The following is a 26,375-nucleotide window of genomic DNA, read 5'->3' on the forward strand; positions in this document are numbered from 1 at the left end:
TATCAAGCATCCTTGGAGACGATAGCGAGCAGTTCGCTTTCAGACAGCGAAGCCATTTGGTGTTGCAGGTCCAGCAATTCGTCCGACTCGTACTGAGCCAGTTGCAAGGTGGTGATCAGGTCGGCCAGGGCTAGCAGCGACGGATGCTCGAACAGGCCCCTCAGAGGGACTTCGACACCGAAGGTTTCGCGTGCCCGCAGGATGACCTGCACCGCCAGCAGTGAATGACCACCGAGTTCGAAGAAGTTGTCGTGACGGCCCACCTGCTCGATACCCAGCAGGTCTTGCCAGACCTGCGCGAGCATCTCTTCGATCTCGCCGTTCGGCGCCTCGTAGGCGCGGCTGGCAAAGGCCTCCTGGCCCGGAGCGGGCAGGGAGAGGCGGTCCAGCTTGCCGTTGGGGGTCAGTGGCATGGATTCCAGATACACATAGGCGCTGGGCACCATGTAATCGGGCAGCGCCGCCAGCAGCGTGGCACGCAGTTGCTCCAGGGGCACCGATTCACCGCAGAGGTAGGCAATCAGGCGCTTGCTGTCGGACTGGCCGGGCTTGCTTTCGCGGGCGACCACCACGGCTTCGCGGATACCGGCACAGGTGGCGAGCACCGCCTCGATTTCCCCCAGTTCGACACGGAAGCCACGGATTTTCACCTGGTCGTCATTGCGGCCCAGGTATTCGAGGGTGCCGTCCGCGCGCCAGCGGGCCAGGTCGCCGGTCTTGTACAGACGGGCATCCGAATCGCTGCTGAACGGGTTGGCGATAAAGCGCTCGGCACTGAGTTCGGCGCGGTTCAGATAACCCCGGGCAACGCCCACCCCGCCGATATGCAGTTCACCGGCCACGCCCAGCGGCGCCAGGTTGCCGGCGGCATCCAGCACATACAGCGGGGTGTTGCGCACCGGCTTGCCGATGGAACGGAAATCCTCGTTGTCGCGCTCCATGAGGCGAATCGAGGCGTTGACCGTGGCTTCGGTCGGGCCGTAGGCATTGAACAGCGCCGGGCGATGACCCTCGCGTTCGAACCACTGGGCGACAGCCTGCTTGCCCACGGCTTCGCCACCGATCATGAACTGGCGCAGAGAGGTCGGCAGCGGCACATGGGCATCGCGGCTGATCTGTTGCCAGAACACCGTCGGCAGGTTGGCGACGGTGATCGCGTACTGCTCACACAGGGCGGCAAAGGCTGCGGTACCGGCGATCCAGGCATCGCTACGCAGCACCAGGGTGGCACCGGACAGCAGGGCGCCGAAAATCTCTTCAACCGACATGTCGAAGGTCATGGTGGCAAATTGCAAAACGCGGTCCTGCGGGTTCAGACCATAACGTTCCTGCAGGGCACCGATCTGGTTGCAGACGGAACGGTGCTCAAGCATCACCCCTTTCGGTTTGCCGGTGGAGCCGGAGGTGTACATCACGTAGCACAAGTGCCGTGACGTCAGGCCGGCGACATGCGGATTGCTGTCGTTGCCCGGTGCATCCTCCAGTTGCAGGTGAGGGATCGACAGCGCTGGCAGTTGCTCGGCCAGGTTGCCCTGGCTCAACAGCACCCGTGGCGAGCTGTCCTCGAGCATGTGTTGCAGGCGATCCTGCGGGTAGTTCGGATCGAGCGGTACATAGGCGCCCCCGGCCTTGAGAATGGCGAGGATGCCAACGATCATTTCCGGGCTGCGCTCCACCAGCAGCGCCACGCGTTCGTCCGGACGCAGGCCCGCCGCGATCAGGCGATGGGCGAGGCGGTTGGCCCGTGCGTTGAGTTCGGCGTAGTCGAGGCTGCTCTGGGCATCGACCAGGGCAATGGCTCCAGGCGCCTGGCGCACCTGCTCTTCGAACACGTGCTGGATGCAAAGCTCTGCCGGGTAGTGCTTGCGGTTCTGGTTGAAGGTATCCAGCAACAGGGTGCGCTCGGTGGATGGCAGTACATCCAGTTGTGTGAGCGCAATGTTCGGCGTGTGCATCAGTGCCTGGGTCAATTGTTCGAGTGCCAGCTGCATCATGTTGCACAGGCGTTGCGGGTCCACCGGCTGCACGCTTTGCATCAACAGACCGAGCGCATCGCCGTAGTCGTTGACCGACAGGGCCAGCGGGTAGTTGGTCCGTTCTTCGCTGTCGAGCATGTGCATGCCCGGGAAGTGCAGTTGGCTGTCATCGGCCTGGTGTCGGTAGTTGAGCAGGCTGGTGAACAACGGCAAGGCCGTGGCCACGCTGCTGCAACGCTGGGCCAGGGCCAGGGAGGCCTGCTCGTGATTGAGCAGTTCGGTGAGATCGCGATGGGTGGCCAGTACCAGTTCATGGGCTCCATGCGCGGCCAGTTGGACCCGTACCGGCAGGGTGTTGATAAACACCCCGAGCGCCCGTTCGGCTCCCGCCGAGCCTTGCAAGCGGCCGGCGACTACGGTGCCGAACACCACGTCATCGCGTCCGGTGCAACGGGCCAGCACCTGCGCCCAGGCCACATGGAACAGCACGGCCGGGGTCATCCCGCGCTCGCGGGCCAGGGTCCGGATACGGTGGTTGAGTTCGCTGCTCAATCGCACCTCGGCCTCTTCGATATGATTGCCGTCGCCCTGGACTTCCATCAGATCGAAAGGCGCGGTCGGGGTATCGATGTCCGCGAGGCGACGCTGGAAGTAGGCTTCATGGACTTCGGCCGGAGTGGCCTGGGTCTGGGCGATAAAGTCGCGATAGGGCTGTGGTGTCGGCAGGCTGTCGCCCTGGCCATGGAGGATCGCGTGGATTTCTTCCAAGACGATTTCCAGGGTCACATGGTCGCTGGTCATATGGTGGTTGAGCAGGGCCAGCAGCCAACGTTCGGAGTGCGGATCGCGGGCGATGCAGACGCGCATCAGGGGCGCCTGGTGCAGGTCCAGGCGCAGTTGCCGTGGATCGTTGAGTGCGCGCAACTGCTCCAACGGGTCCTTGTCGCTGTCGAGGGTGACACTGTGTACCGGCAGGTGGGCATGGCGTTGCACCACCTGCACCGCTTGGGGCAGGCCATCCCAGTGCACGGCGGTACGCTGGATATCGTGGCGCTTGATCACCACCTGCAGGGCGTCGATGAAGGCGTCGAGGTGCTGGCGGTCATCGAACTCGATCATCGAGAGGACCAGGTAGGCGTCACCCTCCTGACCGAGCAGGTGATGGAACAGGATGCCTTCCTGCAGCGGCGCCAGGGGGTAGATGTCCTGGATATTGGCGGCCCCGCCGGGAACGGCGGCCACGATCCGTTCAAGCTGGGCTTCGCTCAGTTCCACCAGTGGCAACATGTCGGGTGTCAGGTGGGTACAGCCAGCCGGGATACGGTTGGCCGGTGCATGGAACAGGGTTTGTGGGGCCTGGCTGATGGCCAGGGCCATCTCCCGCACGCTGGGCGCGGTGAACACGGTTTGGACACTGGCATTCAGACCCTGCTTGCGCAGGCGGTCGATCAGCCCCACGGCCAGCAGCGAGTGGCCGCCGAGTTCGAAGAACCGATCATGACGACCAACACGTTCAAGACCCAGCAGTTGCTGCCAGATATCGGCAACGATCCGTTCCACGGGACCTTGAGGCTCTTCGTAGTCCCGGCTCGCGTAGGCTTCCTGACCTGGCTCGGGCAAGGCACGGCGGTCGAGCTTGCCGTTGGGCGTCAGCGGCAAGGCCTCCAGCACCACGAAGGCGCTCGGCACCATATGGCCGGGCAGGCGCGTCAGCAGCTCGGCACGCAGTTGCTCGGCCGCTGCCGGCTCACCGCACAGATAGGCCACCAGGCGCTTGTCGTTCTGGTGCTCGCGGGCGATGACGGCTGCTTCGCGGACACCGGGAAGGGCGGCGAGGGCGGCTTCGATCTCTCCCAGCTCGACGCGCAGGCCACGGATTTTCACCTGATCGTCGTTGCGGCCCAGGTATTCCAGTGTGCCATCGGGCAGCCAGCGACCGATGTCGCCGGTCTTGTACAGGCGAGCATCGCTGCGTTCAGAGAACGGGTCGGCGATAAAGCGCTCGGCACTCAGTTCCGGCAGGTTCAGGTAGCCACGGGCGACGCCGACGCCACCGATATGAATTTCGCCACGCACGCCCACCGGCAACAGTTGACCGTGTTCGTCCAGCACATGCAGTTGCATATTGCGGATCGGTTTGCCGATCGGCATCGAGTGGTCCCGATAGGTCGCCAGATCCGCGTCGGCCTGGTGCCAGGCCACCACGTCGCTGCATTCGGTCGGGCCGTAGCTGTTGATCACCATCGGGCGCGGTTGCCCAAGCTTTTCGAGCATGGCGATCTGAATCGGCTCGCCGCCCAGCACCACCCGTTTCAGGCACTTCAGGGCTTGATGGTTATCGGCCTCTACCAGTGCATGGAAAGCGCTGGGCGACATGTTCAGGTGAGTCAGGCCGGCTTCGGCGATTTGCGCGACGATGGCATCGGGGTTGAACGGTTCTTCGGCCAGGTGCAGCGCGGCGCCGATCATCAGTGGCGCGAGGATGTTCTTCTGGGTCAGGTCGAAATTGTAGGACGAGGCCAGCAACACCGCGTCCCCGGCATGGAACGCCAGGTCATCGAGGTACCAGTCCAGCAGGTTGCGCAGGCCACGATGTTCCACCATCACGCCCTTGGGCAGCCCGGTGGAGCCGGAGGTGTAGATCACGTAGGCCAGATGGTTGAAGCCCAGTGCTGGCACCTCGGGGTTGTGATCCGCAGCTTGCAGCAGCAGGGGGTCATTCAGTTCCAGTGTTGCCAGGCCCTTGGGCGCCGGCAACTGCAACCCCTGCTGAATGACCAGAGCCTGTGGCGCGCTGTCGGCCAGCATGTGGGCCAGGCGTTGCGTCGGGTATTGCGGGTCCAGTGGCACGTAGGCGGCACCAGACTTCAGGATGCCCAGCAGGCCGATCACCATTTCCGGGCTGCGCAGGGCACATAGACCGACGGTGTCGTCGGGGCCTACCCCCAGGGCAATCAGACGATGGGCGATGCGGTTGGCCCGGGCATTGAGTTCGGCATAGTTCAGGGTTTGCCCGGCGCAGACCAGCGCCGGGGCATCCGGAGTGAGTGCGGCCTGTGCTTCGAAGACCCGGTGTGGCAGGCGCTGTGGATGTTCATCCAGCGTTGCCTGGGGCGGGTTGAAGGTTTCCAGCAGTTGCTGGCGTTGTTGCGTATCGAGCCAGGGCAGGCTCGCCAACGGTTGCGCCACGTCGTCCAGCATGGCGTCGAGCAGGTGCAACAGTTGGCGGCTCCAGCGCGTGATGGTGCTTTCGTCGAACAGGTCGGTGGCGTATTCGAACTGGCCGTGAATGCGTTCGCCGTCGTCGTTGAGCGAAAGGCTCAGGTCGAACTGGGTGGTGCCGGTAACCTCGGGCAGTACGCTCAATTCCAGGCCGGGCAGGGTCAGGGCCTGGTCACGCGGGGTATTGCCCAGCACCAGCATGGCCTGGAACAGTGGGCTGTGACCAAGGCTGCGCTCTGGTTGCAAGGCTTCGACCACCTGTTCGAAGGGCAGGTCCTGATGGTGGTAGGCATCGAGGGTGATGGCCTTGATCCGCGACAGCAACTGGTCCACGCGACTGTGCGCCTGGACATCGACGCGCAGCGCCAGGGTATTGACGAAGAAGCCGATCAGCGCCTCGGTTTCCTGGCGTTGACGGTTGGCCACCGGCGTTCCGACCACGACCTCGGCCTGGTTACTCAGGCGCGAGAGCAGGATCGACCAGGCCGCCAGCAGGGTCATGAACGGTGTCAGGCCCTGTTGCTGGCTGAACTGCCGCAACCGGCTACTGAGTGGTGCAGGGAGCTCCAGCGCCAGGGTGGCACCACGGTAGCTTTGCACCTGGGGTCGTGGTCGATCGCCAGGCAACTCGAGCAGGCCCGGTGCGCCAGCGAGGTGTTTGGTCCAGAAACGGGTCTGGGTGTGCAGGCGTTCGCCCTGCATGTGCTGGCGCTGCCAGCTCGCATAGTCGGCATATTGCAGGGCCAGCGCCGGTAACGGATCGTCGAGCCCCTGGCTGAATGCGCTATAGAGGCGGTTGAACTCGTCGATCAGCACGGCCACGGACCAGCCGTCGGAGACGATATGGTGCTGGGTGACCAGCAGAATGTGTTCATCCTCGGCCAATTGCAGCAGGCGCCCGCGAATCAGCGGACCCTGGCTCAGATCGAAAGGCGCCTGGAACTCGGCCTGGCCCAGTTGCTCGACCTGCGCTTGCCGGGCCTCATCGCCCAGGGTGCGCAGATCGTGCTCGGCCAAGGCAAAGCCGATGGTTTCAGGTGCAAAGCGCTGGTAGACGTTATCGCCCTGGTGTTCGAAGGTGGTACGCAGGCTTTCGTGACGGGCGACGATGCGGTCCAGGGTCTGTTGCAACGCCTTGCGGTCAAGCCGGCCACGCAGATGCAGGGCGGCCGGCATGTGGTAGGCGATGCTGGCGGCATGGTCCAGTTGGTCGAGGAACCACAGCCGTTGCTGGGCCAGGGACAGCGGCAAGTCCTGGGTGCGTGACGCCACTTCGATTGCCTGGACCTGCGAGCGGGTCGCCCGGTCCACGCATTCGGCCTGGGCGGGCAGGGTGCCAAGGTCGAACAGGGTGCGCAGATTGATTTCGACGCCAAGGTCCTGGTGCAAGCGGGCCTGCAGTTGCACGGTAAGCAGCGAGTGACCACCGAGTTCGAAGAAGTTGTCGTGGCGACCGATTCGATCCAGGCGCAGCAGGTCGGCCCAGATGGCGGCCAGGCGCTCTTCGGTGTCGCCATTGGGCGCCTCGTACTCGCGATGGGCAGCGTCATCGGCGCTTGGCGCCGGCAGGGCCTTGCGGTCGAGCTTGCGGTTGGGCGTCAGCGGCATGGCATCGAGCAGCACAAAGGCGCTCGGCAGCATGTATTCGGCCAGTTGCGGCGCCAGTTCGGCACGCAAGCCGGCTGCATCCAGGCTGACCTCGGGCTGTGCGACTACATAGGCGACCAGGCGTTTTTCGCCCGGGTTGTCTTCCCGTGCGATCACCACCGCTTCCTTCACGCCAGCGCAGTTGCCCAGACGCGACTCGATTTCGCCCAGCTCGATCCGGAAGCCCCGGACCTTGACCTGGAAGTCGTTACGGCCCAGGTACTCGATGCGACCGTCGGCCATGTAGCGCGCCAGGTCGCCGGTTTTATACATACGTGCATCAGGAGCATCGCTGAACGGATCGACCAGGAACCGCTCGGCGTTGACCTCTTCGAGGTTCAGGTAACCCCGTGCCACGCCATCACCGCCGATAAAGATTTCCCCTGTCACGCCATACGGCACCGGTTGTTGATGGGCATCGAGCAGGTAAATCCGGGTGTTGGCCATCGGCTTGCCGATGGTGGCGTTGCCGCTGCCTTCACTACCGGCAACCGCATCGTGGGACACATAGGCTGCGGTGCAGGACACCGTGGCTTCGGTCGGACCGTAGGTGTTGATCAACCGGGTATGCGCAGGGCGCACCTCATCCCAGAGCTTGAGTTTCTGTACCGACAGCGCATCGCCGGTAACGTTGATCAGGCGTACATCGGCCAGGCGCCGTGCGGCCACTTCGGGCTGGCTGTGCCACTCGGCCGCCAGGGTATGCCAGTGGGCTGCGGTCATGTGCAGGAAGGTCGGACGAATACCGTAATCCTGCGAGCCCTCGCTGCCGAATATCTCGCGGCTTGGCGCCAGGGTCGCCCCGGCCACCAGGGCCGGGAAGATTTCTTCTACCGACAGGTCGAAGTTCAGGGTGTTCTGCTGCAGCACGGTGTCTGCCGGGGTCAGGCCAAACAAGCGCGCGGCGTCGACGCTGTAGTTGACCAGGCCACGGTGTTCGATCATCACCCCCTTCGGATTGCCAGTGGAGCCTGAGGTGTAGATCACATAGGCCAGGTTGCGTACGCCCAGATTTTCCACCACCGGGTTGTCGTCACGTTCGCTGAAGTTCTGGCGCTGATCGTCGTCGAGCAGCAACAACGGCAGTTCCAGTGCTGGCAGGCGATCCTGCAAGGCACGCTGGGTCAGCAGGGCCGACGGCGTACTGTCCTGGATCATGTAGGCCAGGCGTTCGGCCGGATAAGCCGGATCCAGCGGCACATAGGCCGCACCGGCCTTGAGCACACCGAGCAGGCCAACCATCATTTCAACGCCACGTTCGACGCAGATCGCCACCCGATCGTCCGGGCCGATGCCCAGTTCGATCAGTTGATGGGCCAAACGGTTGGCCTCGCGGTTCAGTTCGGCATAGCTCAGGCGCCGGTCCTGGAAGGCCACGGCGATAGCTTGTGGTTGTGCCTGGACCTGTTCTTCGAACACATGCTGGATGCACAGGTCCGTCGGGTAGTCCTGCCGAGTGTGGTTGAGGGTATCGAGCAGCAGGGTGCGCTCCGAGGCGGGCAGCACATCCAGTTGCGTCAGCGCGATGCTCGGCGTGTACATCAGCGCCTGGGTCAATTGCTCCAGGGCGCATTGCATCATGGCGCACAGGCGCTGCGGATTCACCGGCTGCACGCTGTGCATCACCAGGCTGAAGTCATCGCCATAATCGTTGACCGACAGGGACAGCGGGTAGTTGGTCCGCTCGGCGCTTTCGAGCAAGTGCAGGCCCGGCCATTGCAATCGGCTGTCAACGCCCTGATGGCGGTAGTTGAGCAGGCTGGTGAACAACGGCACTCCCGTGGCCACGCCGCTGCAACGCTGGGCCAAGGCCAGGGGGGCCTGTTCGTGGGCTAACAGTTCACTGAGATCGCGGTGAGTTGCCAACACCAGTTCCCGTGCACCTTGCGCGGCCAGTCGGACCCGCACTGGCAGGGTGTTGATAAACACCCCGAGGGCCCGTTCGGCACCGGCCGAACCTTGCAGGCGGCCAGTAACCACGGTGCCGAACACCACGTCATCGCGCCCGGTGCAACGGGCCAGTACCTGAGCCCAGGCCACATGGAACAGGACCGCCGGGGCCATTTCGCGCTCCCGGGCCAGAGTCCGCAGACGTCGGCTGAGCTCGTTGCTCAGTTGCACCTCGGCCTCGTCGATATGATTGCCGTCACCCTGGACTTCCAGCAGATCGAACGGCGCGGTGGGCGACTCGACATCGACCAGGCGGCGGCTGAAGTACTCTTCGTGAATTTCGACGGGCGTGGCGAGGATATGCGCGACAAATTCCCGATAAGGCTGCGCGGCTGGCAGGTCGGCAGCCGGGTCCTGCATCAGCAGGCGAATCTCTTCGAGGATGATTTCCTGGGTCACGTGATCACTGATCATGTGATGATCGATCAGGGCCAGCAGCCAACGTTCGGATTGGGGATCGCGGGCGATATAGGCGCGCATCAGTGGTGCCTGTTGCAGGTCCAGGCGCAGGTGGCGTGGATCGCTCAGACGATCGAGCTGGGCACGCGCATTTTCATCCGGTACCAGCGTCAGGGTTTGCACCGGCAATTGCGCCTGGCGATGAACCACCTGTACCGCCTGCGGTTGGCCGATCCAGTGCACCGAAGTGCGCAGGACATCATGACGGTCGACCACTGTTTGCAGAGCCTTGAGAAAGGCGTCGAGGCGCTGGCGACCATCAAACTCGATCATCGAGCGCACCAGGTAGGCGTCGGTCTCGTTATCCAGCAGGTAGTGGAACAGGATGCCCTGTTGCAGTGGGGCCAGGGGATAGATGTCCTGGATATTGGCGGCACCGCCGGGAACGGCAGCGGCGATCAGCTCGATCTGCGCGGCATTCAGTTCTACCAGAGGCAACATGTCCGGCGTCAGTTGCGTGCAGTCGGTCGGGATACGGTTGGCGGGTGCCTGGAACAGGGTGTGTGAATCCTGGCTGATGGCCAGGGCCATTTCCCGCACGCTGGGCGCGGTGAATACGGTGTGGACGCTGGCATTCAGGCCATGCTTGCGCAGGCGATCGATCAGGCTGACGGCCAGCAGCGAGTGGCCGCCGAGTTCGAAGAAACGGTCGTGACGGCTGACCTGCTCGATGCCCAGCAGGCCTTGCCAGATCGTCGCGACAATCTGCTCGATCCGGCCCTGCGGCGCCTCGTAGGTGCGGCTGGCAAAAGCATCGTCCGCCGGGACCGGCAGGGCCTTGCGGTCGAGCTTGCGGTTCGCTGTCAACGGCATTGCATCAATGATCACGAAAGCGCTCGGCAGCATGTATTCGGCCAGTTGCGGCGCCAACTCCGCGCGCAGGCCGGCTGCATCCAGGCTGACTTCAGGCTGCGCGACCACATAGGCCACCAGGCGTTTTTCGCCGGGGTTGTCTTCCCGTGCGATCACCACCGCTTCCTTGACCCCAGCGCAGTTGCCTAGACGCGATTCGATTTCCCCCAGTTCGATCCGGAAGCCCCGGACCTTGACCTGGAAGTCGTTACGACCCAGGTACTCGATGCGACCGTCGGCCATGTAGCGCGCCAGGTCGCCGGTCTTGTACATCCGGGCGTCAGGGCTGGTGCTGAACGGATCGACCAGGAAACGCTCAGCGTTGACCTCTTCGAGGTTCAGGTAACCCCGTGCCACGCCATCACCGCCGATAAAGATTTCCCCGGTGACGCCATACGGCACCGGCTGTTGATGGGCATCGAGCAGGTAAATGCGAGTGTTGGCCATCGGCTTGCCGATGGTCGCGTTACCGCTGCCTTCACTACCAGCAACCGCATCGTGGCTGACATAGGCTGCGGTGCAGGACACCGTGGCTTCAGTCGGACCGTAGGTGTTGATCAGGCGGGTGTGCGCAGGTCGCACTTCATCCCAGAGCTTGAGCTTCTGTGCCGACAGCGCATCGCCAGTAACGTTGATCAGGCGCACATCGGCCAGGCGCCGGACTGCCACCTCAGGCTGGCTGTGCCATTCGGCGGCCAGGGTGTGCCAGTGGGCTGCGGTCATGTGCAGGAAGGTCGGACGAATCCCGTAATCCTGCGTGCCTTCGCTGCCGAAGATTTCCCTACTTGGCGCCAGGGTCGCCCCGGCCATCAGGGCCGGGAAGATCTCTTCTACCGACAGGTCGAAGTTCAGGGTGTTCTGCTGCAGCACGGTGTCTGCAGGCGTCAGGCCAAACAGGCGCGCAGCGTCGACGCTGTAGTTGACCAGACCACGGTGTTCGATCATCACCCCTTTCGGATTGCCAGTGGAACCGGAGGTGTAGATCACGTAGGCCAGGTTGCGTACGCCCAGGTTTTCCACCACAGGGTTGTCGTCACGCTCGCTGAAGCCCTCGCGCTGATCATCGTCCAGCAGCAACAACGGCAGTTCCAGTGCTGGCAGGCGATCCTGCAAGGCTCGCTGGGTCAGCAGGGCTGATGGCGTACTGTCCTGGATCATGTAGGCCAGGCGTTCGGCCGGATAAGCAGGATCCAGCGGCACATAGGCTGCACCGGCCTTGAGCACACCGAGCAGACCAACCATCATTTCCACGCCACGTTCGACGCAGATCGCCACCCGATCGTCCGGGCCGATGCCCAGCTCGATCAGTTGATGGGCCAAACGGTTGGCCTCGCGGTTCAGTTCGGCATAGCTCAGGCGCCGTTCCTGGAAGGCCACCGCGATGACCTCGGGTTGTGCCTGGACCTTTTCCTCGAACAGCTGGTGAATCGTCTGGTCCTGTGGATACGGCACGTCGGTGGCATTGAGGCCCACCAGCAACTGCTCGCGCTCCACGGCATCGAGCAATGGCACCTGCTCCAGCACTTGCTGGTCGTCGGCGACCATGGCCTCCAGCAGGCGCTGCAGGTAACCCAGGTAACGGCCCATGGTGCTCGCGTCAAACAGCGCGGTGGCGTATTCCAAAGAGCCGAGCAGACGGCCCTGGACTTCGCCCAGGTCCAGCGAGAGGTCGAACTTGGCCAGGGTATGCCCGGCGCCGAGGCTTTCGAGGTGCAGATCGCCCAGGCTGAAATCGCCGCCGCCCATGTCCTGCCAGGTCAGCATGGCCTGGAAGATCGGGCTGTGGGACAGGCTGCGCACGGGTTTGACCACTTCCACCACCTGCTCGAACGGCAGGTCCTGATGCGCCTGGGCGCCCAGGGTGGTGGTCTTGACCTGGGCCAGCAGGTTTTTGGCTGTCGGCTGTGCGCCGAGGTCCACGCGGATCGCCAGGGTGTTGACGAACAGGCCGATCAAGCCTTCGACTTCACTGCGGGTCCGGTTGGCCACCGGCGTGCCGATCACCACTTCCTCCTGCCCGGCCAGGCGACCGAGCAGCGCGGCCCAGGCGGCCATGACGGTCATGTACAAGGTGGTGCCGTGCCGCTGGCTGAGGGCCTTGAGGCCACGGGTCAGGTCTTCGTCGAACACCACCGGCAGCGCGGCGCCGGCATAGTCCTGCTGCGCCGGGCGCACCCGGTCGGTGGGCAGCATCAACAAAGCCGGGGCTTCGGCCAGGGCCTGTTGCCAGTAGGTGCTTTGCTGTTGCAGGCGCTCGCCGCTGAGCCAGCGTCGTTGCCACACGGCGTAGTCCAGGTAGTGCAGCGCCAGCGGGGCCAACGGATCGTCCTGACCCTGGCTGAACGCGGCATAGAGCGCGGCCAGTTCCTTGGTCAGCACGCTGATCGACCAGCCGTCGGAGACGATATGGTGCATGGTCACCAGCAGGACATGATGGTCTTCGGCCAGACGGATCAGGCGGCCGCGAATCAACGGCCCCTGTTCCAGGTCGAAGGCCAGCAGGGCTTCCTCGCTGGCCAGTGCCTGGAGCCGCGACTCGGCGTCGGCCAGCCCCTGCAGGTCGTGCAGTTGCAGGTTGAAGCCGGCGTCGGCCGAGGCAATGCGTTGCAACGGCTGTTCGTCGTCGCCCTGGATGAAGGTGGTACGCAGGCCTTCGTGACGCGCCACGATGCGCGCCAGTGCCCGTTGCAGGGCGCTGCGATCGAGCACGCCGCGCAGGCTCAGGCCGCCGGGCATGTGGTACGCGGCGCTGGCGCCTTCCATCTGGGCGAGGAACCACAGGCGCTGCTGGGCGAAGGACAACGGCCAGGCCTGGTCACGGGCCACCGGAATGATTTCCGGCAAGGTGCTGCGTCCGGCCTGGGCGATGACCCGGGCCAGGTCGGCCAGTTCGGGTTGGGCGAACAGCTCGGCCAGGCTCAGTTCGACCCCCAGTTGCTGGCGGATCTGCGAGATCAGGCGCACGGCCAGCAAGGAATGGCCACCCAACTCGAAGAAGTGGTCATGGCGACCGACTTGCTCAAGTTGCAACAGGTCCTGCCAGAGGTTGGCCAGGGCGATTTCGATTTCCCCTTCGGGAGCCACGTAGCTACGGCTGATTACCGCATCCAGATCCGGTGCTGGCAGGGCCTTGCGGTCCAGCTTGCCGTTGGAGGACAGCGGCAGACTCTCCAGGTGCACGAAGGCGCTGGGGATCATGTATTCGGGCAGGTGCTTGAGCAGTGCCTTGCGCAGTTGTTCGGCCGGTGCCGGTTCCCCACAGAGGTAGGCCACCAGGCGCTTGCTGTCCGGTTGGCCTTCGTCCTCACGGGCGATCACCACCACTTCGCGAACGCCTGGGCACAAGGCCAGGGCGGCCTCGACTTCGCCGATCTCGATCCGCAAGCCACGAATCTTTACCTGGAAGTCATTGCGGCCCAGGTATTCCAGGGCGCCATTGGCCAGCCAGCGGCCGAGGTCACCGGTCTTGTACAAGCGCGCCTGCGGATCGTTGGAAAAGGGGTCGACGATAAACCGTTCGGCACTCAGTTCCGGCAGGTTCAGGTAACCCCGGGCTACGCCGATACCGCCGATATGCAGCTCACCGGCAACGCCCAGCGGTTGCACCTGGCCCAAAGCATCGAGTACATACATCTGAATGTTGGCGATGGGGCGGCCGATCGGCACGCTTTCAGCCGGATCGCCGGGATGGCACTGCCAGGCGGTGACATCGATGGCCGCTTCGGTTGGGCCATAGAGGTTATGCAGCTCGATACCCGCCAGTTGCTCTTCGAAGCGCCGTTGCAGGCTGCGGGGCAGGGCTTCGCCGCTGCACAACACACGACGCAGATCGGGGAAGTCACGGGCGCTGCGATGCTCCAGAAACACATCAAGCATCGAGGGTACGAAGTGCAGCAGGGTGATGCGTGCATCGCGCATCACCTGGGCCAGGTAATCCGGTTCCTGGTGACCTCCCGGACGGGCCATGACCAGTTCGGCGCCGGCCAGCAGCGGCAGGAAGAACTCCCAGACCGATACGTCGAAACCGAACGGGGTCTTTTGCAGCACCCGATCGCCGGCCTCGACGGCATATTCGTCACGTGCCCAGAGCAGGCGGTTGACCACGCCCAGGTGTTCGTTCATCACGCCTTTCGGCGTGCCGGTGGAACCGGAGGTGTAGAGCACGTAGGCCAGGTGGGTTGGCAACAGACCCAGCACCCGGGCGTCCGGGGTGTCGGTGGCCTGCATGGCCAATTGCGCGCTGTCGTCGCTAGCGTCGAGGAGCAGTAGCGGCACGTCCGAGGGTGGCAGGCTGTCGAGCAAGGTGTGACTGGTGAGCAGCGCACGTGGAGCACTGTCGTTGAGCATGAAGGCCTGGCGCGCGGCCGGCAGGTCCGGATCTATCGGCACATAGGCACCGCCGGCCTTGAGAACCCCCAGCAGGGCAACGACCATTTCCGCACCGCGACGCAGGCTGACGGCGACTCGGCTATCGGGTTTCACACCCAAGGCGATCAGGCGATGGGCCAACTGGTTGGCCCGGCGGTTGAGTTGCGCGTAGCTGAGCAACGGCCCGGCGTCGCCGCGCACGGCACAGGCGTCTGGACGCTGGGCGACCTGTTGCTCGATCAACTGGTGGATCAGCACGTCACGCGGATAGTCACGGGCGGTGGCGTTGAAGTCGACTTGCAAGTGGCGACGTTCGCCCTCGGCCATCAGCGGGAAGTGCGCCACAGGCGTGTCATGCTGCTCCAGCACCGCTTCGAGCATCGCGAACATGCGCTGTTGAAGTTGTTGAGCTTCTTCGAGGCTGAAATAGGCGGTGTTGAAGTTGAAGTCCAGGTGCACGTCTTCGTTCGGGTGGTAATCACGCACGAAGATCGCCATGGGCGTCTGCTCGTAACCGTTGTCAATCATGAGCACCCGCGCCAGGGTGCCATCGTAGTAGACGTCACCGTCGAAGCTTTCGAACGACAGCGCGATGTCGAACAGTTGGCGCCGGCCGTTTTGCGTCAGGCGCAGGCTGCGGTTGAGTTCGGCGATGGGGAAGCGCTGGTGGCGATAGCTGCGGCGCAGTTGGGTGGCGACGGTATTCATCAGGTCCAGCAGCGACCCCTGAGGATCGACCGGCAGACGAATCGGGCTGACCGAGGAAAACATGCCGATGGTGGCTTTCTGTCGTGCGGTGGAACGGTTGTGTACGGGCATGCCGACGACAACTTCATCGACCCCCACGGTCCGGCTGAAGTAGGTGCCGATCACGCTGACCAGCACATGGGCGACCGACAGGCCCCGTTCGCTGGCGAACTGGCTCAGGGCATTGTAGAGCGCCCGGGGCAGCATGGCCTGAACCTGGGCACTGGGAGCCAGGACGTTGGCCTGGCCGGCCTTGAAATCGGCCCGGCGTTGCAGCAGTGGCGGCGGCAGCTGTGCGTAGGTCTCCTGCCAGAACAGGCGGTCGCGCTCGTAGCGGCTGGACTGCAGGTAAGCCCGGTCCTCTTCGAGGAACGAAACATAGGAGGGACCCTCGACGAAGTCCTCGTTACCGGCCAGCAAGGCGTTGTAGGCGTCTTCCACGGCATGACCGATCAGTGTCGCGCCGATGCCGTCGGTGACCAGGTGGTGGTAGCGGTTGAACCAGTAATGGCGGTTCGGTCCGCAACGCACCATGTGCATTTCCCAGAGTTGCCCGGTCAATGACGTGAAGGGCTTGCCGAAGGCCTTGTACAGGTGCGCGACGGCCAGCCCGGCATCGTCGTCCGCTTCGGAAAACTCCACCACCTCAAGCTTGAACCTGGCCTCGGGCAGCACCTGTTGACGGCCGATCCCGCCCTCATGGCTGAAGCTCAGGCGCAGGGCGTCATGGTTGTCGACGACAATTTGAATGGCTTTCTCGAACAGCGGGATATTGATCTCACCCCTGATCTCCAGCGACATGCCGATGTTGTAGTACGGCAGATCCGGATGTGCGATCTGATCGAGCCAGATGCCTTGCTGGACCGAAGCCAGTTCGTGGGACGCGCAGGCTTGCGCGGACAGCTTGTCGGTCGACGAATCCATTTGGAGCACCTGTTTGCAGAATCAATGGGGGTTGTCTCCGATCGATGAACAGCGGCACACAGGGGCTGGGCAACTGCCAGTCGGCGGGACGACGCAATTGCTGGAAAAATTAGAGTATCCACCGGGTCATGTCTGTCATGGGAAGCCGGGACAATCCCGGGCGCAGGGCAGTGTCGCGCTTGGGCGGGGCGAGGTGAGTCTGTTATATCAACGGCCCGTGAGTGCATTGTGTGAGGGTCGTAAAATGTCGTTGATCGCCGAAGTGGATCGCTCGGATGCGAAGTTCTGGAGCCTGACCCGCTTTCCCAATTACTCCCAGGCCAAGCCTGTGGAAGTGATCGATGCCCTGACGATTTCCAGCGAGGATTTCGTCCGGCGTTACGTCAATCGAAACCGGCCCTGCCTGATCAAGAATGCTGTCCATCACTGGCCAGCGTTCCACAAGTGGAAGCACCTGGACTACTTCAAGGCCAACTCGCGCAACAGCACAGTGGTGGTACGTTCGGAGATCATTTCCGAGGTCATCGGTTGGTCGAAACCCGAGGTCAAGGCCGCCTTGAGCAAGGACTCGGAGAGGATCCACAAGGATATACCGCTGCATGAATTTCTTGAGCGGCTGCGCGAGGGCAGTGACCACCTGGTGGCTGACAGTTGCGGTTTCGAGGAAGGTGCGGCCATCGAACCGATGAAGAACGACGTTGCCGGTTTGCCATTCATGCCGCACTTGAGCAAACCCCGGCATTATCCGGCCTATCGTACTTTTCTATACCGCAACTCCTACACCGACTGGCACTTTCATGCGGCCGACGAGACCTTCATGACCCAAGTGGTCGGTGCCAAGGAGGTGCTGTTGCTGCCACCGGACGAGGCCAGTTGGCGAGCGCTGCGGCCAGTGGTCGAAGAGGCGGGCTATCTGTACGACATCGACACCCAACGGTTCCCCGACACCCGGAATCTTCAGGCTCTGCGTACGGTGGTGGAACCGGGCGATGCGTTGTACATACCGGTCTACTGGTGGCATGCGGTGCAATCGCTGGATGAGTCGTTCGGCGTGACCGTCGCGGCAACGTTCGCAACCCCTCTGCACGTGATTGGCAATATCCGTTCACCGATTGCCCGGCGGATACTGCGTCGCCATTTGTTTTCTCCCCTGGCACCGATGGTGCTGGCCGCCGTGCTTTACTCCATGGCTTATCAGCTAGGGGTGGGGTTGCTCGCCATCCTCGCGGCAGGGGATCTGCCGCTATGAGCCTGATTGAGCGTTGGCGTTCATTGAAGGTGGGCGACCTGGGGCGAAGTTTCTACTTCCTCTGGTGTGGTGAGTCCCTGGCAGTCATCGGAACAGCGCTGACCGAATTCGCCCTCGGCGTCTGGGTCTATTCCCATACCGGCTCGGCGATGGCCTTCGCCAACGTAGTGTTGGCCGCCACCCTGCCGGCGATCGTGTTCCTGCCCCTGGCGGGCGGGCTCGCGGATCGGGTCAGTCATCGGTTGATCATCGTCTGTTGCGACATACTTCTGGCGATACTGCTCTTCGGGGTCATTACCTTGCTCTGGTTCGATCGTCTGGAACCGTTGCACCTGTATGTCTTCAACTGCCTGGCCTCGATCGTCACGGCTTTTCGCAGCCCGGCGTACCTGGCGGCGGTCAACTCGATCGTCGCTCCGCAGAAATTCACCCAGGCCTCGGGCCTGATGGGCCTGAGCAAGAATGCTTCGGCGCTGATCGCGCCGCTGCTGGCGGGGGTGATCATGGCCAAGGCCGGGCTGGTGCCTATTCTGGCGCTGGACCTGACCACCTTCTGTCTGGGCACCTTGCTGGTGATCAAGGCTTTTGCCCATGCGCGGGGTGTACCGGGACAGCACGACGATCTCAACAGCGGTTCAGTGTTTCGCGGTGCGCTGGACAACATTCGCGCGGGGCTGAAGTTTTTCGTCGCCAGTCACCTGATGACCGCTCTGCTGATCTACAGCGTGGTGCGCAGCGCCATACTGTCCCTGGCGATCGTGATGATCACGCCGTTGCTGTTGTCCACGCTGGGCAGTGACAGCCTTGGCATGGCCTATACCTGGGCGGGCCTCGGTGGGCTGTGCGCCGCCGGTTTGCTGGTGGTCATGGGCAACCTGCGACGGTTGATGGCGATAGCGGCGGTGGCCGATCTGTTGCTGTCGGTCTGCATCATCGCCCTGGGGCTGGTTTCGCAAGCGTTTGCCTACTGCGCGGTGGCCTTCTGCGCGATCCTGGTGGCGAGTATCGCCGATGCGGCGGTCAATGCACTGTGGATGAACCGGATACCCGCCGACAATCGTGCCAGTGTTTTTGCCCTGATCAGCATGTTGACCATCGCCTGCACCAGTCTCGTGACCTTTTTCGGTGGCTGGGGGGTCGATAGCTGGTTCCAGCCTGGATTGATGCCGGGAGGGCAGTTTGCCGAGTCGTTCGGTTTCTGGTTGGGCAGCGGGCCGGGACGAGGTGTGGGGATGTTGTTCCTGCTGGCCGGAGGGCTTTTGGTGGTGCAATCCTTGGCGGTGTTGCTGTATGGGCCAATGCGTCGTCTGGAAGGCGCATCGGCCGAGCCGGAGTCGTCGCGTGCGGTCGATACGCCCCAGGTCGAGGCCGTGTGAGCGCGATGGCACGCCGAAGCCATCGCGCGGCTGAGAAGCTTCACGGGGGCAGCTTGTACGCCTTGCTGCGGCTGTAGCTCAATGGGTTTTTTCGGCAGGGGGCATAAGCCCCCTTTTTGTTGGGCGGGAGTTGTCAGGCGAAATCCGGCTGGAGGACTTCCTCAAGGAAGTCGAAGGCGGTCTGTTTGGAGGCGTGGGTGGATTCGAAGAACGCCAGGTGGCTGCCGTTCTCTTCCACATGCAGGATGGCATCCTCGATCGCCGCAGCGATATGGCGCGAGCCGCCGATATGCGTGGTGGCATCGGCATCGCCGGCCACCACCAGGGTCGGCACGGTGATTTTTGCCAGGCGTGATACCAGCTCGGTCTTGTTCAAGGCATCGTTCAGTCGCGCATAACGATAGAACAGTTCCGGGTTGACGTAAGGGTAGAGCGCGACATGGGCAATCGGTTCCGGCGTGGTGGCCAGCGTGGCCTGATCGAGGAACATCGTCTGCAGGTCGCTGGCCTCCTGACGGTCATTGGCCGCGGTTTCCATCAGCCATTCGAAGTTCTGCTGATGAGGGGTGCGCAGGTCGTTGTCGCCCAGGTTGTAGTCGCCATGCCACAGGCTCAGGGAGTTGACCCGGTTGCCGTGGGCGGCGGCAGCGCTGAGGGCAATCACCGCGCCGCCGCAGATGCCCATCAGGTGCGCCCTGGATAGTTCGAAGTGATTCATCACGCTGATCAGGTCGGCGACCTGGGCCTCGGTGTCCACGGCTATCTGGTCGAAGGTTGAGCAGGGACCGAACAGCCCACGGGTCTCCCAGGTGACCACGAAGAAACGTTCGCTCAGGGCGTTGAACCAGTCGCGGCAGAGGTCGAAGGGCATGCCGCAGGGCAGAGCAAGGACGATCGCCGTACGCTCCCTGTCGGTGCTGGCATGCACCGACAGGGAAACGTTATCGCGGGTCGTCAGGTGCAGTGTTTCAATCTCGGGCACTGCACCGCTGAAATCGAAATGCTTGAGCAGTCGCCTGAACGCCGTCGTCTCTTGCTCATTGACGAAGTGATCATAGCGGTAGTCAAGCGCCTCGCAGATTTTGCGACTGATAAAATATTCGAAGGACGACAGTTGAGCCGCGCCACCGTGCAGGTATTGCAGGGCATGCACGCCGATCCGCGCAAAGGCGGCGTTGACCGCCCGTTCCGTGGCTCTCACATCGGCGGAGGCCTGCTCGGGGAGCGGGTCATTGCCTTGGGCGAGAAAACTCAGGCAGACGGGATCGGGCAGGTGGATGGCAAGGTGCCTAAGCATCCTCACGGTCTCACACAGGCGCAGCGCTGCGTCGGTGGAAATAGTCATGGATTGAACTCCTGTAGGCACATTGCCCGGCCCAACTGTCGTCAGGCTCGTCGGGATCAGCTCAGTTCGAATTTTTTGCCGCGAGTGGTGTGGGTCACGAGGCGGTTGTAATCCGGTGTCTGGTCACCGACCACCTGCACCGCACCGTACTTCTCCAGGCTGATACGGCCACCGTACTCCTCGATGTGGTCGGAGCCCGGGTAGATTTTCACGAACGAAGGGACATAACGCGACGCGAAGCCCATGCGCATTTCCTGGGATTCGCCGCTGTGCGGGTAGGAGGCGTGCATCAGGGTCGACCAGAAAATGATGAACTGGCCGGCCTTCATGACCATCGGCACGGCGGCGGATTCGTCGGGCTTGAAGTTTTCGTCGATCTGCAACTGGCGATAGTCGTAGCCGAAGAAGCCGCGGCGTACACCGTCCTTGACCACCGAGCTGTTGTTGGCCTCGGGGTCGTAGCTCATGCGCTTGGTTTCGTCATAGTTCATGCTGTTCTGGGTGCCGGGGATGAACTGCAGGCAACCGTTGGCGATGGTGGCGTCGGTGAACGCGGTCCAGACCGTGATGGTGCCGCCGAAATCCTCGTGTTCCGGCCAGAGAATCTGTGGCTTGCCGGAGGCGTTGGCGAAGGTGTCGGCCTGGTGCCAGTCGGTACCTTCATCGCCTGGGTATTTGGGGAAGAACTCGGTACGCCAGCACAGCACGTCCGGGCCGAGGATGCTTTCGACGCGGTCGCAGATCTGTGCACGGCAGATGTGCTCGGCGAGGAAATCATCATCCAGGTGACGGTCGTAGTTGGCGATGTTGGTGCCAGCGGAAATGGCGTCCAGGTCCTGGTAGGCCGCCGCGCTACGGTCGAGCATGCGCAGGCGGGTGCGTTTCCAGGCTTCTTTCATTTCTTCCGGCGAATAGGCATCGAATGGGCCGATAAAACCGTTCTTTTCGAACGAGGCGCGTTCTTCCGGGGTCAAGGCGAATCGTTTACTCACGGGTTTTTCCTCTCGGTCAGTGGGCTTGAGCAAGGTTGCGGGAGATGTAATCGGCCAAGACCTTGGCGGTCGCACCGTTCGCCAGGACACCGGGGTCGAGGCTGATCTGGAAGTGGCTCTTGAGTTTGTTCAGGGAGCGGATCAGGGCGAGGGACGTGCCGCCGAAATCGAAGAAGTCGTCGTTCAGACCGATGTGCTTCAGGCCCAGGTCCTCGTTCCACACCTTGAGCACCACCTGCTCGGGGCTCAGCAGCGTGTTGGAGATATAGTCGGCCAGAACCTTGGCGGTCGCGCCGTTCGCCAGCACACCGGGATCGAGGTTGATCTGGAAGTGGCTCTTGAGCTTGTTCAGCGAGCGGATCAGAGCCAGGGAGGTGCCGCCAAAATCGAAGAAATCGTCGTTCAGACCGATGTGCTTCAGGCCCAGGTCTTCGTTCCAGACTTTGAGTACGAACTGCTCGATGGCGCTGAGCCCCTGGGTGACATCCGGCTGGGATGGGGTGTTGCCGGCGGTGTGCGAGGGCAGTTGTTGCTTGTCGATCTTGCCATGGGCGGTCACTGGCAGTTGCGCCAGTGCCAGGTAGGCTGAGGGGCGCATGTAGTCCGGCAGGCTGGCCGCGACCAGGGCGGCGACTTCGCCACGCGTCTGTTCGGTCCAGGCGCCGAGGCCTTGGCTGGGGACTACATAGGCGATCAGGCGCAGGTCGCCATCGCCGTAGTCGTGCGCGCCGACATGGGCGGTGGCCACGCTCGGGCTGCTTTGCAGGCAGGCTTCGATCTCGCCCGGCTCGATGCGGAAGCCGCTGATCTTCAGTTGTTCGTCGCAACGGCCGGCGTAACGGTACTCGCCGTCGTCGCCCAGAATCAGCAGATCGCCGGTGCGGTAGGCGCGCGTCGAGCTACCGGGCAGCTGGATGAAACGTTCGGCGTTGAGGGCGCTGCGGTTCAGGTAGCCTTGGGCCACGCCAGCGCCTTCGATATACAGCTCACCGGCCGTACCACGGGCCACGGGTACCTGGTGCTCGTCGAGCAGGCGCAGGCTCCAGCCGTCCAGCGGCTTGCCGACGGAGACGATCGCGTTGCTTTCCAGGTCCTGGCCCAGCACGCGTTTGAAGGTGCTGTGAACGGTCGCTTCGGTGATGCCGTACATGTTGATCAGTGCTGGCTTCTGGTCGCCATGCCGTGCGACCCAGGGGCGCAGTACGGTTGCCGGCAATGCTTCGCCACCGAAGACCACATAACGCAGGGCCAGCGGGGCCTTGCTGCCGCGATCGGCTTCCTCGAGGCCGCGGAAGGCCGAGGGGGTCTGGCTGAGCACGGTCACGCGCTGATCGGACAGCCACTGGCGCAGGGCGGCGGGGGAGCGGGAGATGTCATACGGAACCACGCTGACCTGGCCACCGTGGGCCAGAGCCCCCCAGATTTCCCAGACCGAGAAGTCGAAACCGATGGAGTGGAACATCGACCAGACGTCCTGGGCGTTGAAACCATAGGCGCGTTGCGTGCTTTCCAGCAGACGGCTGACGTTGCCGTGGGCAACCTGGACCCCTTTGGGTTCACCAGTGGAGCCAGAGGTATAGATGATGTAGGCGGTGGACTGCTCCGGGTCCCGGCGCTCGGTATCAGCGCTCAATTCCAGAGCCGGTGCCGACAGCAACTGATCAAGGGACAGCACGCGCAGGGAAGGGCTCTGCGGCAGGCTCGCGGCGTCGCCAATCACCAGGCTCAGGCCGCTGTCGCGCACGATGTGCTCGACACGCTTGCCTGGATATTGCGGATCGACGGGGACATAGGCGCCGCCGGCCTTGAGGATGCCCAGCAGAGTGATGACCAGATCGGCGCTGCGTGGCAGGTACATGCCGACACGCAAGCCATCCTTCACGCCTTCATGGCGCAGGCGCGCTGCCAGTTTCGACGAAAGCGCGTCGAGTTGGGCATAGCTCAATGTCCGAGTGGCATCGGACACTGCCGTGCGCTCGGGAAACTCACGGGCCCGGGCACTGAATATCTCATGCAGGAAAGCACCGGGCGTGAGAGGGGCTGACGCGGTGTTAACCGATTCGCCAGTGTTCTTGATCGGCATGACTAACGCTCCTGTGTAGTAACCAGGTGCAGCGCATTGGCGCCTTGACGAATTGCGCTGCACTTGAGGCAGACCTGCGGCCTGGAGGATCCATTCAAGAAAGAGCCGGCACGATCCGCAGTGGCCGCATTTCAGCATCGACCGGTTGCCGACGTCTGTCGCGGGAAATAGGGACAAAAGCGTCACTGGCGCAATACGTGATCTCTGTCCCTGTTTGCGGTGACAGACAGCTCCCTGCCATCGGTGTTTTTATCCTTGCGCGGCGGAGGGTCCGATGGGGGCTCGCGCCGTACAACGTGGATGTGAGGGGCCGTGGTCCAGGAGTTTTTCATGAGTCTTCAAGCTAACGCTGCGTCGGTTATCACCGCTGACGAAATGCCGGGTTCGCCGGCCTGGCCTGACGGGGTGGGCGACCCCTCGGTGCGTCTGTCCTTTCTGGCCGCCGGCATGAGCCTGCCGGTGGTGATTGAACCCGTCGCGACCGGCCTGGATCCGGCCCTGTGGGCATCCGCGCAACGCGAGGCGATCGAGTCGTTGCTGCGCCGCTACGGTGCGGTGCTGTTCCGTGGGTTCGACCTGCGTTCGGTCGAGGCCTTCGAAACCTTTGCCGAGGCACTCTCGCCTGGCCTGCATGGCAGTTATGGCGACCTGCCAAAGAAGGAAGGGGGGCGCAATGTCTATCGCTCCACGCCTTATCCCGAGCGCGAGATGATCCTTTACCACAACGAAAGCTCGCACCTGGAAAGCTGGCCGCGCAAGCAATGGTTCTTTTGCGAGCAACCTTCGCGGGTCGGTGGGGCGACGCCGCTGGCGGATATCAGGCAAGTGCTCGAGCGTCTGCCGGCCGAGGTGGTCGAGCGCTTCGAAAGCAAGGGCCTGATGTACAGCCGCACCTTTACCGCAGGCGTCGAACCGAGCTGGGAATCGTTCTTTGGTACCACCGAGCGTGCGGTGGTCGAACAGCGCTGCCGCGAGCAGGGCACCGATTTCGAATGGCTCGATGCCGACACCTTGCAGATCCGCACCCAGTGTCCGGCGGTGATCATCCATCCGTTCACAGGCGAACGTTGCTTCTTCAATCAGGTGCAACTGCATCACCCGTTCTGTCTGGGCGAGGAAATGCGCGAGGACCTGCTCGATATGTTCGGTGCCGACCGCCTGCCACGGCTGGTCAGCTATGGCGACGGCTCACCGATCGAAGACTCGGTCATGGCCCTGATCGGCGAGGCCTACGAGGACTGCGCGGTGCGCTTCGACTGGCGCAAGGGGGATGTGGTGATGCTCGACAACATGCTCGCCGCCCATGCCCGGGATCCCTACGAAGAACCACGGCTGATCGTTGTCGCCATGGGCGAAATGACTGTTCGGGACGACGTATGGAAACCGGCGTGAGCGATCTCGAACCGGGTAACCCGGCACTTTCAATGGCCGGCCAGCGAGCGGGCGAATGCATTCAAGGACAGTCAGCAATGAAAAACGAGCAAGAGAAGAAGACCAAACCTGGCTCGGTCATGGGGCTGATGTGGCGTAATCATCCCTGGTTGACGCTATTCACCCTGGTGACCGGGGTCGTCAGTGGCGTGGCCTCTATCGCGGTGATCAATGTGATCAACCAGGCGATTCATGAGGAGACCTTCCAATGGCAGTCGGTTTACTGGTTCGTCGGTCTTAGCGCCGTGGCGTTGCTGTTTCGTAACGGCTCCGCGCTGTTTCCGGCCTACGTCAGCATGCGCATCATGACCCGCCTGCGTATTGCCCTGTGTCGCAAGATTCTGGTGACGCCCCTGGAAGAGGTCGATCGCCGGGGCGCCCCGAATGTCCTGACCCTGCTCACCAGCGATATCCCGCAATTGAACAGTACCCTGGTCATCATGCCGTCGGTGCTGGTGGAATCGGCGGTGTTCCTGTTCGGTATCGCCTATCTTGCGTACCTGTCCTGGGTGGCGTTTGCGCTGACCATGGGGCTGATCGTGCTGGGCGTCCTGTTGTACGTGGGTTTTTTCCTGGGGGGCATGAGCGTCACGAACAAGGTGCGTGACGAATTCACCGCCTTCAACGAATACACCCACGCTCTGGTATTCGGTCTCAAGGAACTCAAGCTCAACGGTATTCGTCGCCGCTGGTTCAGTCGATCGGCGATCGAGGAGTCCTCGACCAAGGTCGCGCGCTACAACTATCTCGAGCGGCTCTGGTACACCGCCGCCGACAACGTCGGTCAATTGACCTTGTCGTTGATGATCGGTTGCCTGCTGTTCGTTGCTCCCCAGCTGGGGGCGATCGATGCCAAGACCATGAGCGCCAGCGTGCTGGCCGTGTTGTACATCATGGGACCGCTGGCCCTGCTGGTCAGCGCCATGCCGATGCTGGCCCAGGGACGTATCGCCAGTGCCCGACTGGCGGAGTTCGGTTTCTCCATCAGCGATCCGCATCCCGAGCCGGAAGCTCTCGCCAGTGAAAGTGCCAATGTCCTGTTCCTGGATCACAAGAAGTCCTGGGAAACCATCCAGTTGCAGAGCGTACGGATGAATTACCTGGACCCGATCACCGAGTCCGGTTTTGCCCTTGGGCCCATCGACCTGACGATACATGCCGGTGAGTTGATCTATATCGTCGGTGGCAACGGCTGTGGCAAGAGCACCCTGGCCAAGGTCCTCAGCGGTCTCTATATCCCGCAGGAAGGGCAGGTGCTGCTCGACGGCAAAGTGATCACCGAAGGGTCGCGCAACCACTACCGCGATCTGTTCTCCGCGGTGTTCTCCGACTTCCATCTGTTCAACCGGCTGATTGGCCCGGACGAGCAGGAAGACGCCAGCACCGACCTCGCGCAGAAGTATCTGGCGACCCTGGGCCTGGCAGACAAGATCAAGATCGAGGGGCTGGGTTATTCGACCACCACAGCCCTGTCTTACGGCCAGCAGAAACGCCTGGCTCTGGTCTGCGCCTACATGGAAGACCGTCCGATCTACCTGCTGGACGAATGGGCTGCGGATCAGGATCCGCCGTTCAAGCGGTTCTTCTACGAAGAGCTGCTGCCGGACCTCAAGCGCCGTGGCAAGACGGTGCTGATCATCACTCACGATGACCAGTACTTCCAACTGGCCGATCGCATCATCAAGTTGGTCGACGGGCACATCGTCTCCGACGTGAATTGTTCGGTACAGGGCAAGCGCGCCTGAATTCCAGCG

The 26,375-nt window shown here is 62.8% G+C and carries 8 protein-coding genes; 4 read left to right on the top strand and 4 right to left on the bottom strand.

Features of this window, described 5'->3' with window-relative positions:
• Positions 1–2: 2 nt before the first annotated feature.
• Positions 3–16,145, bottom strand: coding sequence for a non-ribosomal peptide synthetase (locus tag BLU37_RS20925; protein WP_090208447.1), 16,143 nt, complete (start codon positions 16,143–16,145; stop codon positions 3–5).
• A 244-nt stretch (positions 16,146–16,389) separates the two neighbouring features.
• On the opposite strand from BLU37_RS20925, the gene BLU37_RS20930 reads away from it, so the two are divergent.
• On the top strand, positions 16,390–17,394 hold the full coding sequence (locus BLU37_RS20930; RefSeq protein ID WP_090208450.1) for a cupin-like domain-containing protein: 1,005 nt from the start codon (positions 16,390–16,392) through the stop codon (positions 17,392–17,394).
• On the top strand, positions 17,391–18,770 hold the full coding sequence (locus BLU37_RS20935) for an MFS transporter (protein WP_090208455.1): 1,380 nt from the start codon (positions 17,391–17,393) through the stop codon (positions 18,768–18,770). The genes BLU37_RS20930 and BLU37_RS20935 overlap by 4 nt, the downstream gene beginning before the upstream one ends.
• Positions 18,771–18,903: 133 nt before the next feature.
• Here the strand turns inward: BLU37_RS20935 and syrC are convergent, their stop codons facing one another.
• The 3 genes from syrC to BLU37_RS20950 are packed head-to-tail and all read right to left on the bottom strand — an operon-like array spanning position 18,904 to position 23,190.
• Complete coding sequence (syrC, locus tag BLU37_RS20940; RefSeq protein ID WP_090208458.1) at positions 18,904–20,115, bottom strand: syringomycin E biosynthesis aminoacyltransferase SyrC; 1,212 nt, start codon at positions 20,113–20,115, stop codon at positions 18,904–18,906.
• Between the two features lie 56 nt (positions 20,116–20,171).
• On the bottom strand, positions 20,172–21,107 hold the full coding sequence (syrB2, locus tag BLU37_RS20945) for a syringomycin E biosynthesis L-threonyl-[L-threonyl-carrier protein] 4-chlorinase SyrB2 (protein ID WP_090208461.1): 936 nt from the start codon (positions 21,105–21,107) through the stop codon (positions 20,172–20,174).
• Between the two features lie 16 nt (positions 21,108–21,123).
• Entirely contained in the window at positions 21,124–23,190 is a 2,067-nt protein-coding gene (locus tag BLU37_RS20950) for an amino acid adenylation domain-containing protein (protein ID WP_090208464.1), read from the bottom strand.
• A 330-nt stretch (positions 23,191–23,520) separates the two neighbouring features.
• On the opposite strand from BLU37_RS20950, the gene BLU37_RS20955 reads away from it, so the two are divergent.
• Together BLU37_RS20955 and BLU37_RS20960 are read left to right on the top strand one after the other, a co-directional pair.
• A complete protein-coding gene (locus BLU37_RS20955) occupies positions 23,521–24,582 on the top strand; it encodes a TauD/TfdA family dioxygenase (protein ID WP_010446070.1) in 1,062 nt (353 codons plus the stop codon).
• 77 nt (positions 24,583–24,659) lie between these two features.
• On the top strand, positions 24,660–26,366 hold the full coding sequence (locus BLU37_RS20960; RefSeq protein WP_010446069.1) for a cyclic peptide export ABC transporter: 1,707 nt from the start codon (positions 24,660–24,662) through the stop codon (positions 26,364–26,366).
• Positions 26,367–26,375: the final 9 nt, after the last annotated feature.

Source organism: Pseudomonas asplenii, from assembly GCF_900105475.1.
GTDB classification, from domain to species: domain Bacteria; phylum Pseudomonadota; class Gammaproteobacteria; order Pseudomonadales; family Pseudomonadaceae; genus Aquipseudomonas; species Aquipseudomonas asplenii.

Coding starts and splice junctions, on each gene's coding strand:
- syrC (WP_090208458.1), bottom strand. CDS start 20,115: ATGACTATTTCCACCGACGCAGCGCTGCGCCTGTGTGAGACCGTGAGG.
- BLU37_RS20950 (WP_090208464.1), bottom strand. CDS start 23,190: ATGCCGATCAAGAACACTGGCGAATCGGTTAACACCGCGTCAGCCCCT.
- BLU37_RS20935 (WP_090208455.1), top strand. CDS start 17,391: ATGAGCCTGATTGAGCGTTGGCGTTCATTGAAGGTGGGCGACCTGGGG.
- BLU37_RS20930 (WP_090208450.1), top strand. CDS start 16,390: ATGTCGTTGATCGCCGAAGTGGATCGCTCGGATGCGAAGTTCTGGAGC.
- BLU37_RS20960 (WP_010446069.1), top strand. CDS start 24,660: ATGAAAAACGAGCAAGAGAAGAAGACCAAACCTGGCTCGGTCATGGGG.
- BLU37_RS20925 (WP_090208447.1), bottom strand. CDS start 16,145: ATGGATTCGTCGACCGACAAGCTGTCCGCGCAAGCCTGCGCGTCCCAC.
- BLU37_RS20955 (WP_010446070.1), top strand. CDS start 23,521: ATGAGTCTTCAAGCTAACGCTGCGTCGGTTATCACCGCTGACGAAATG.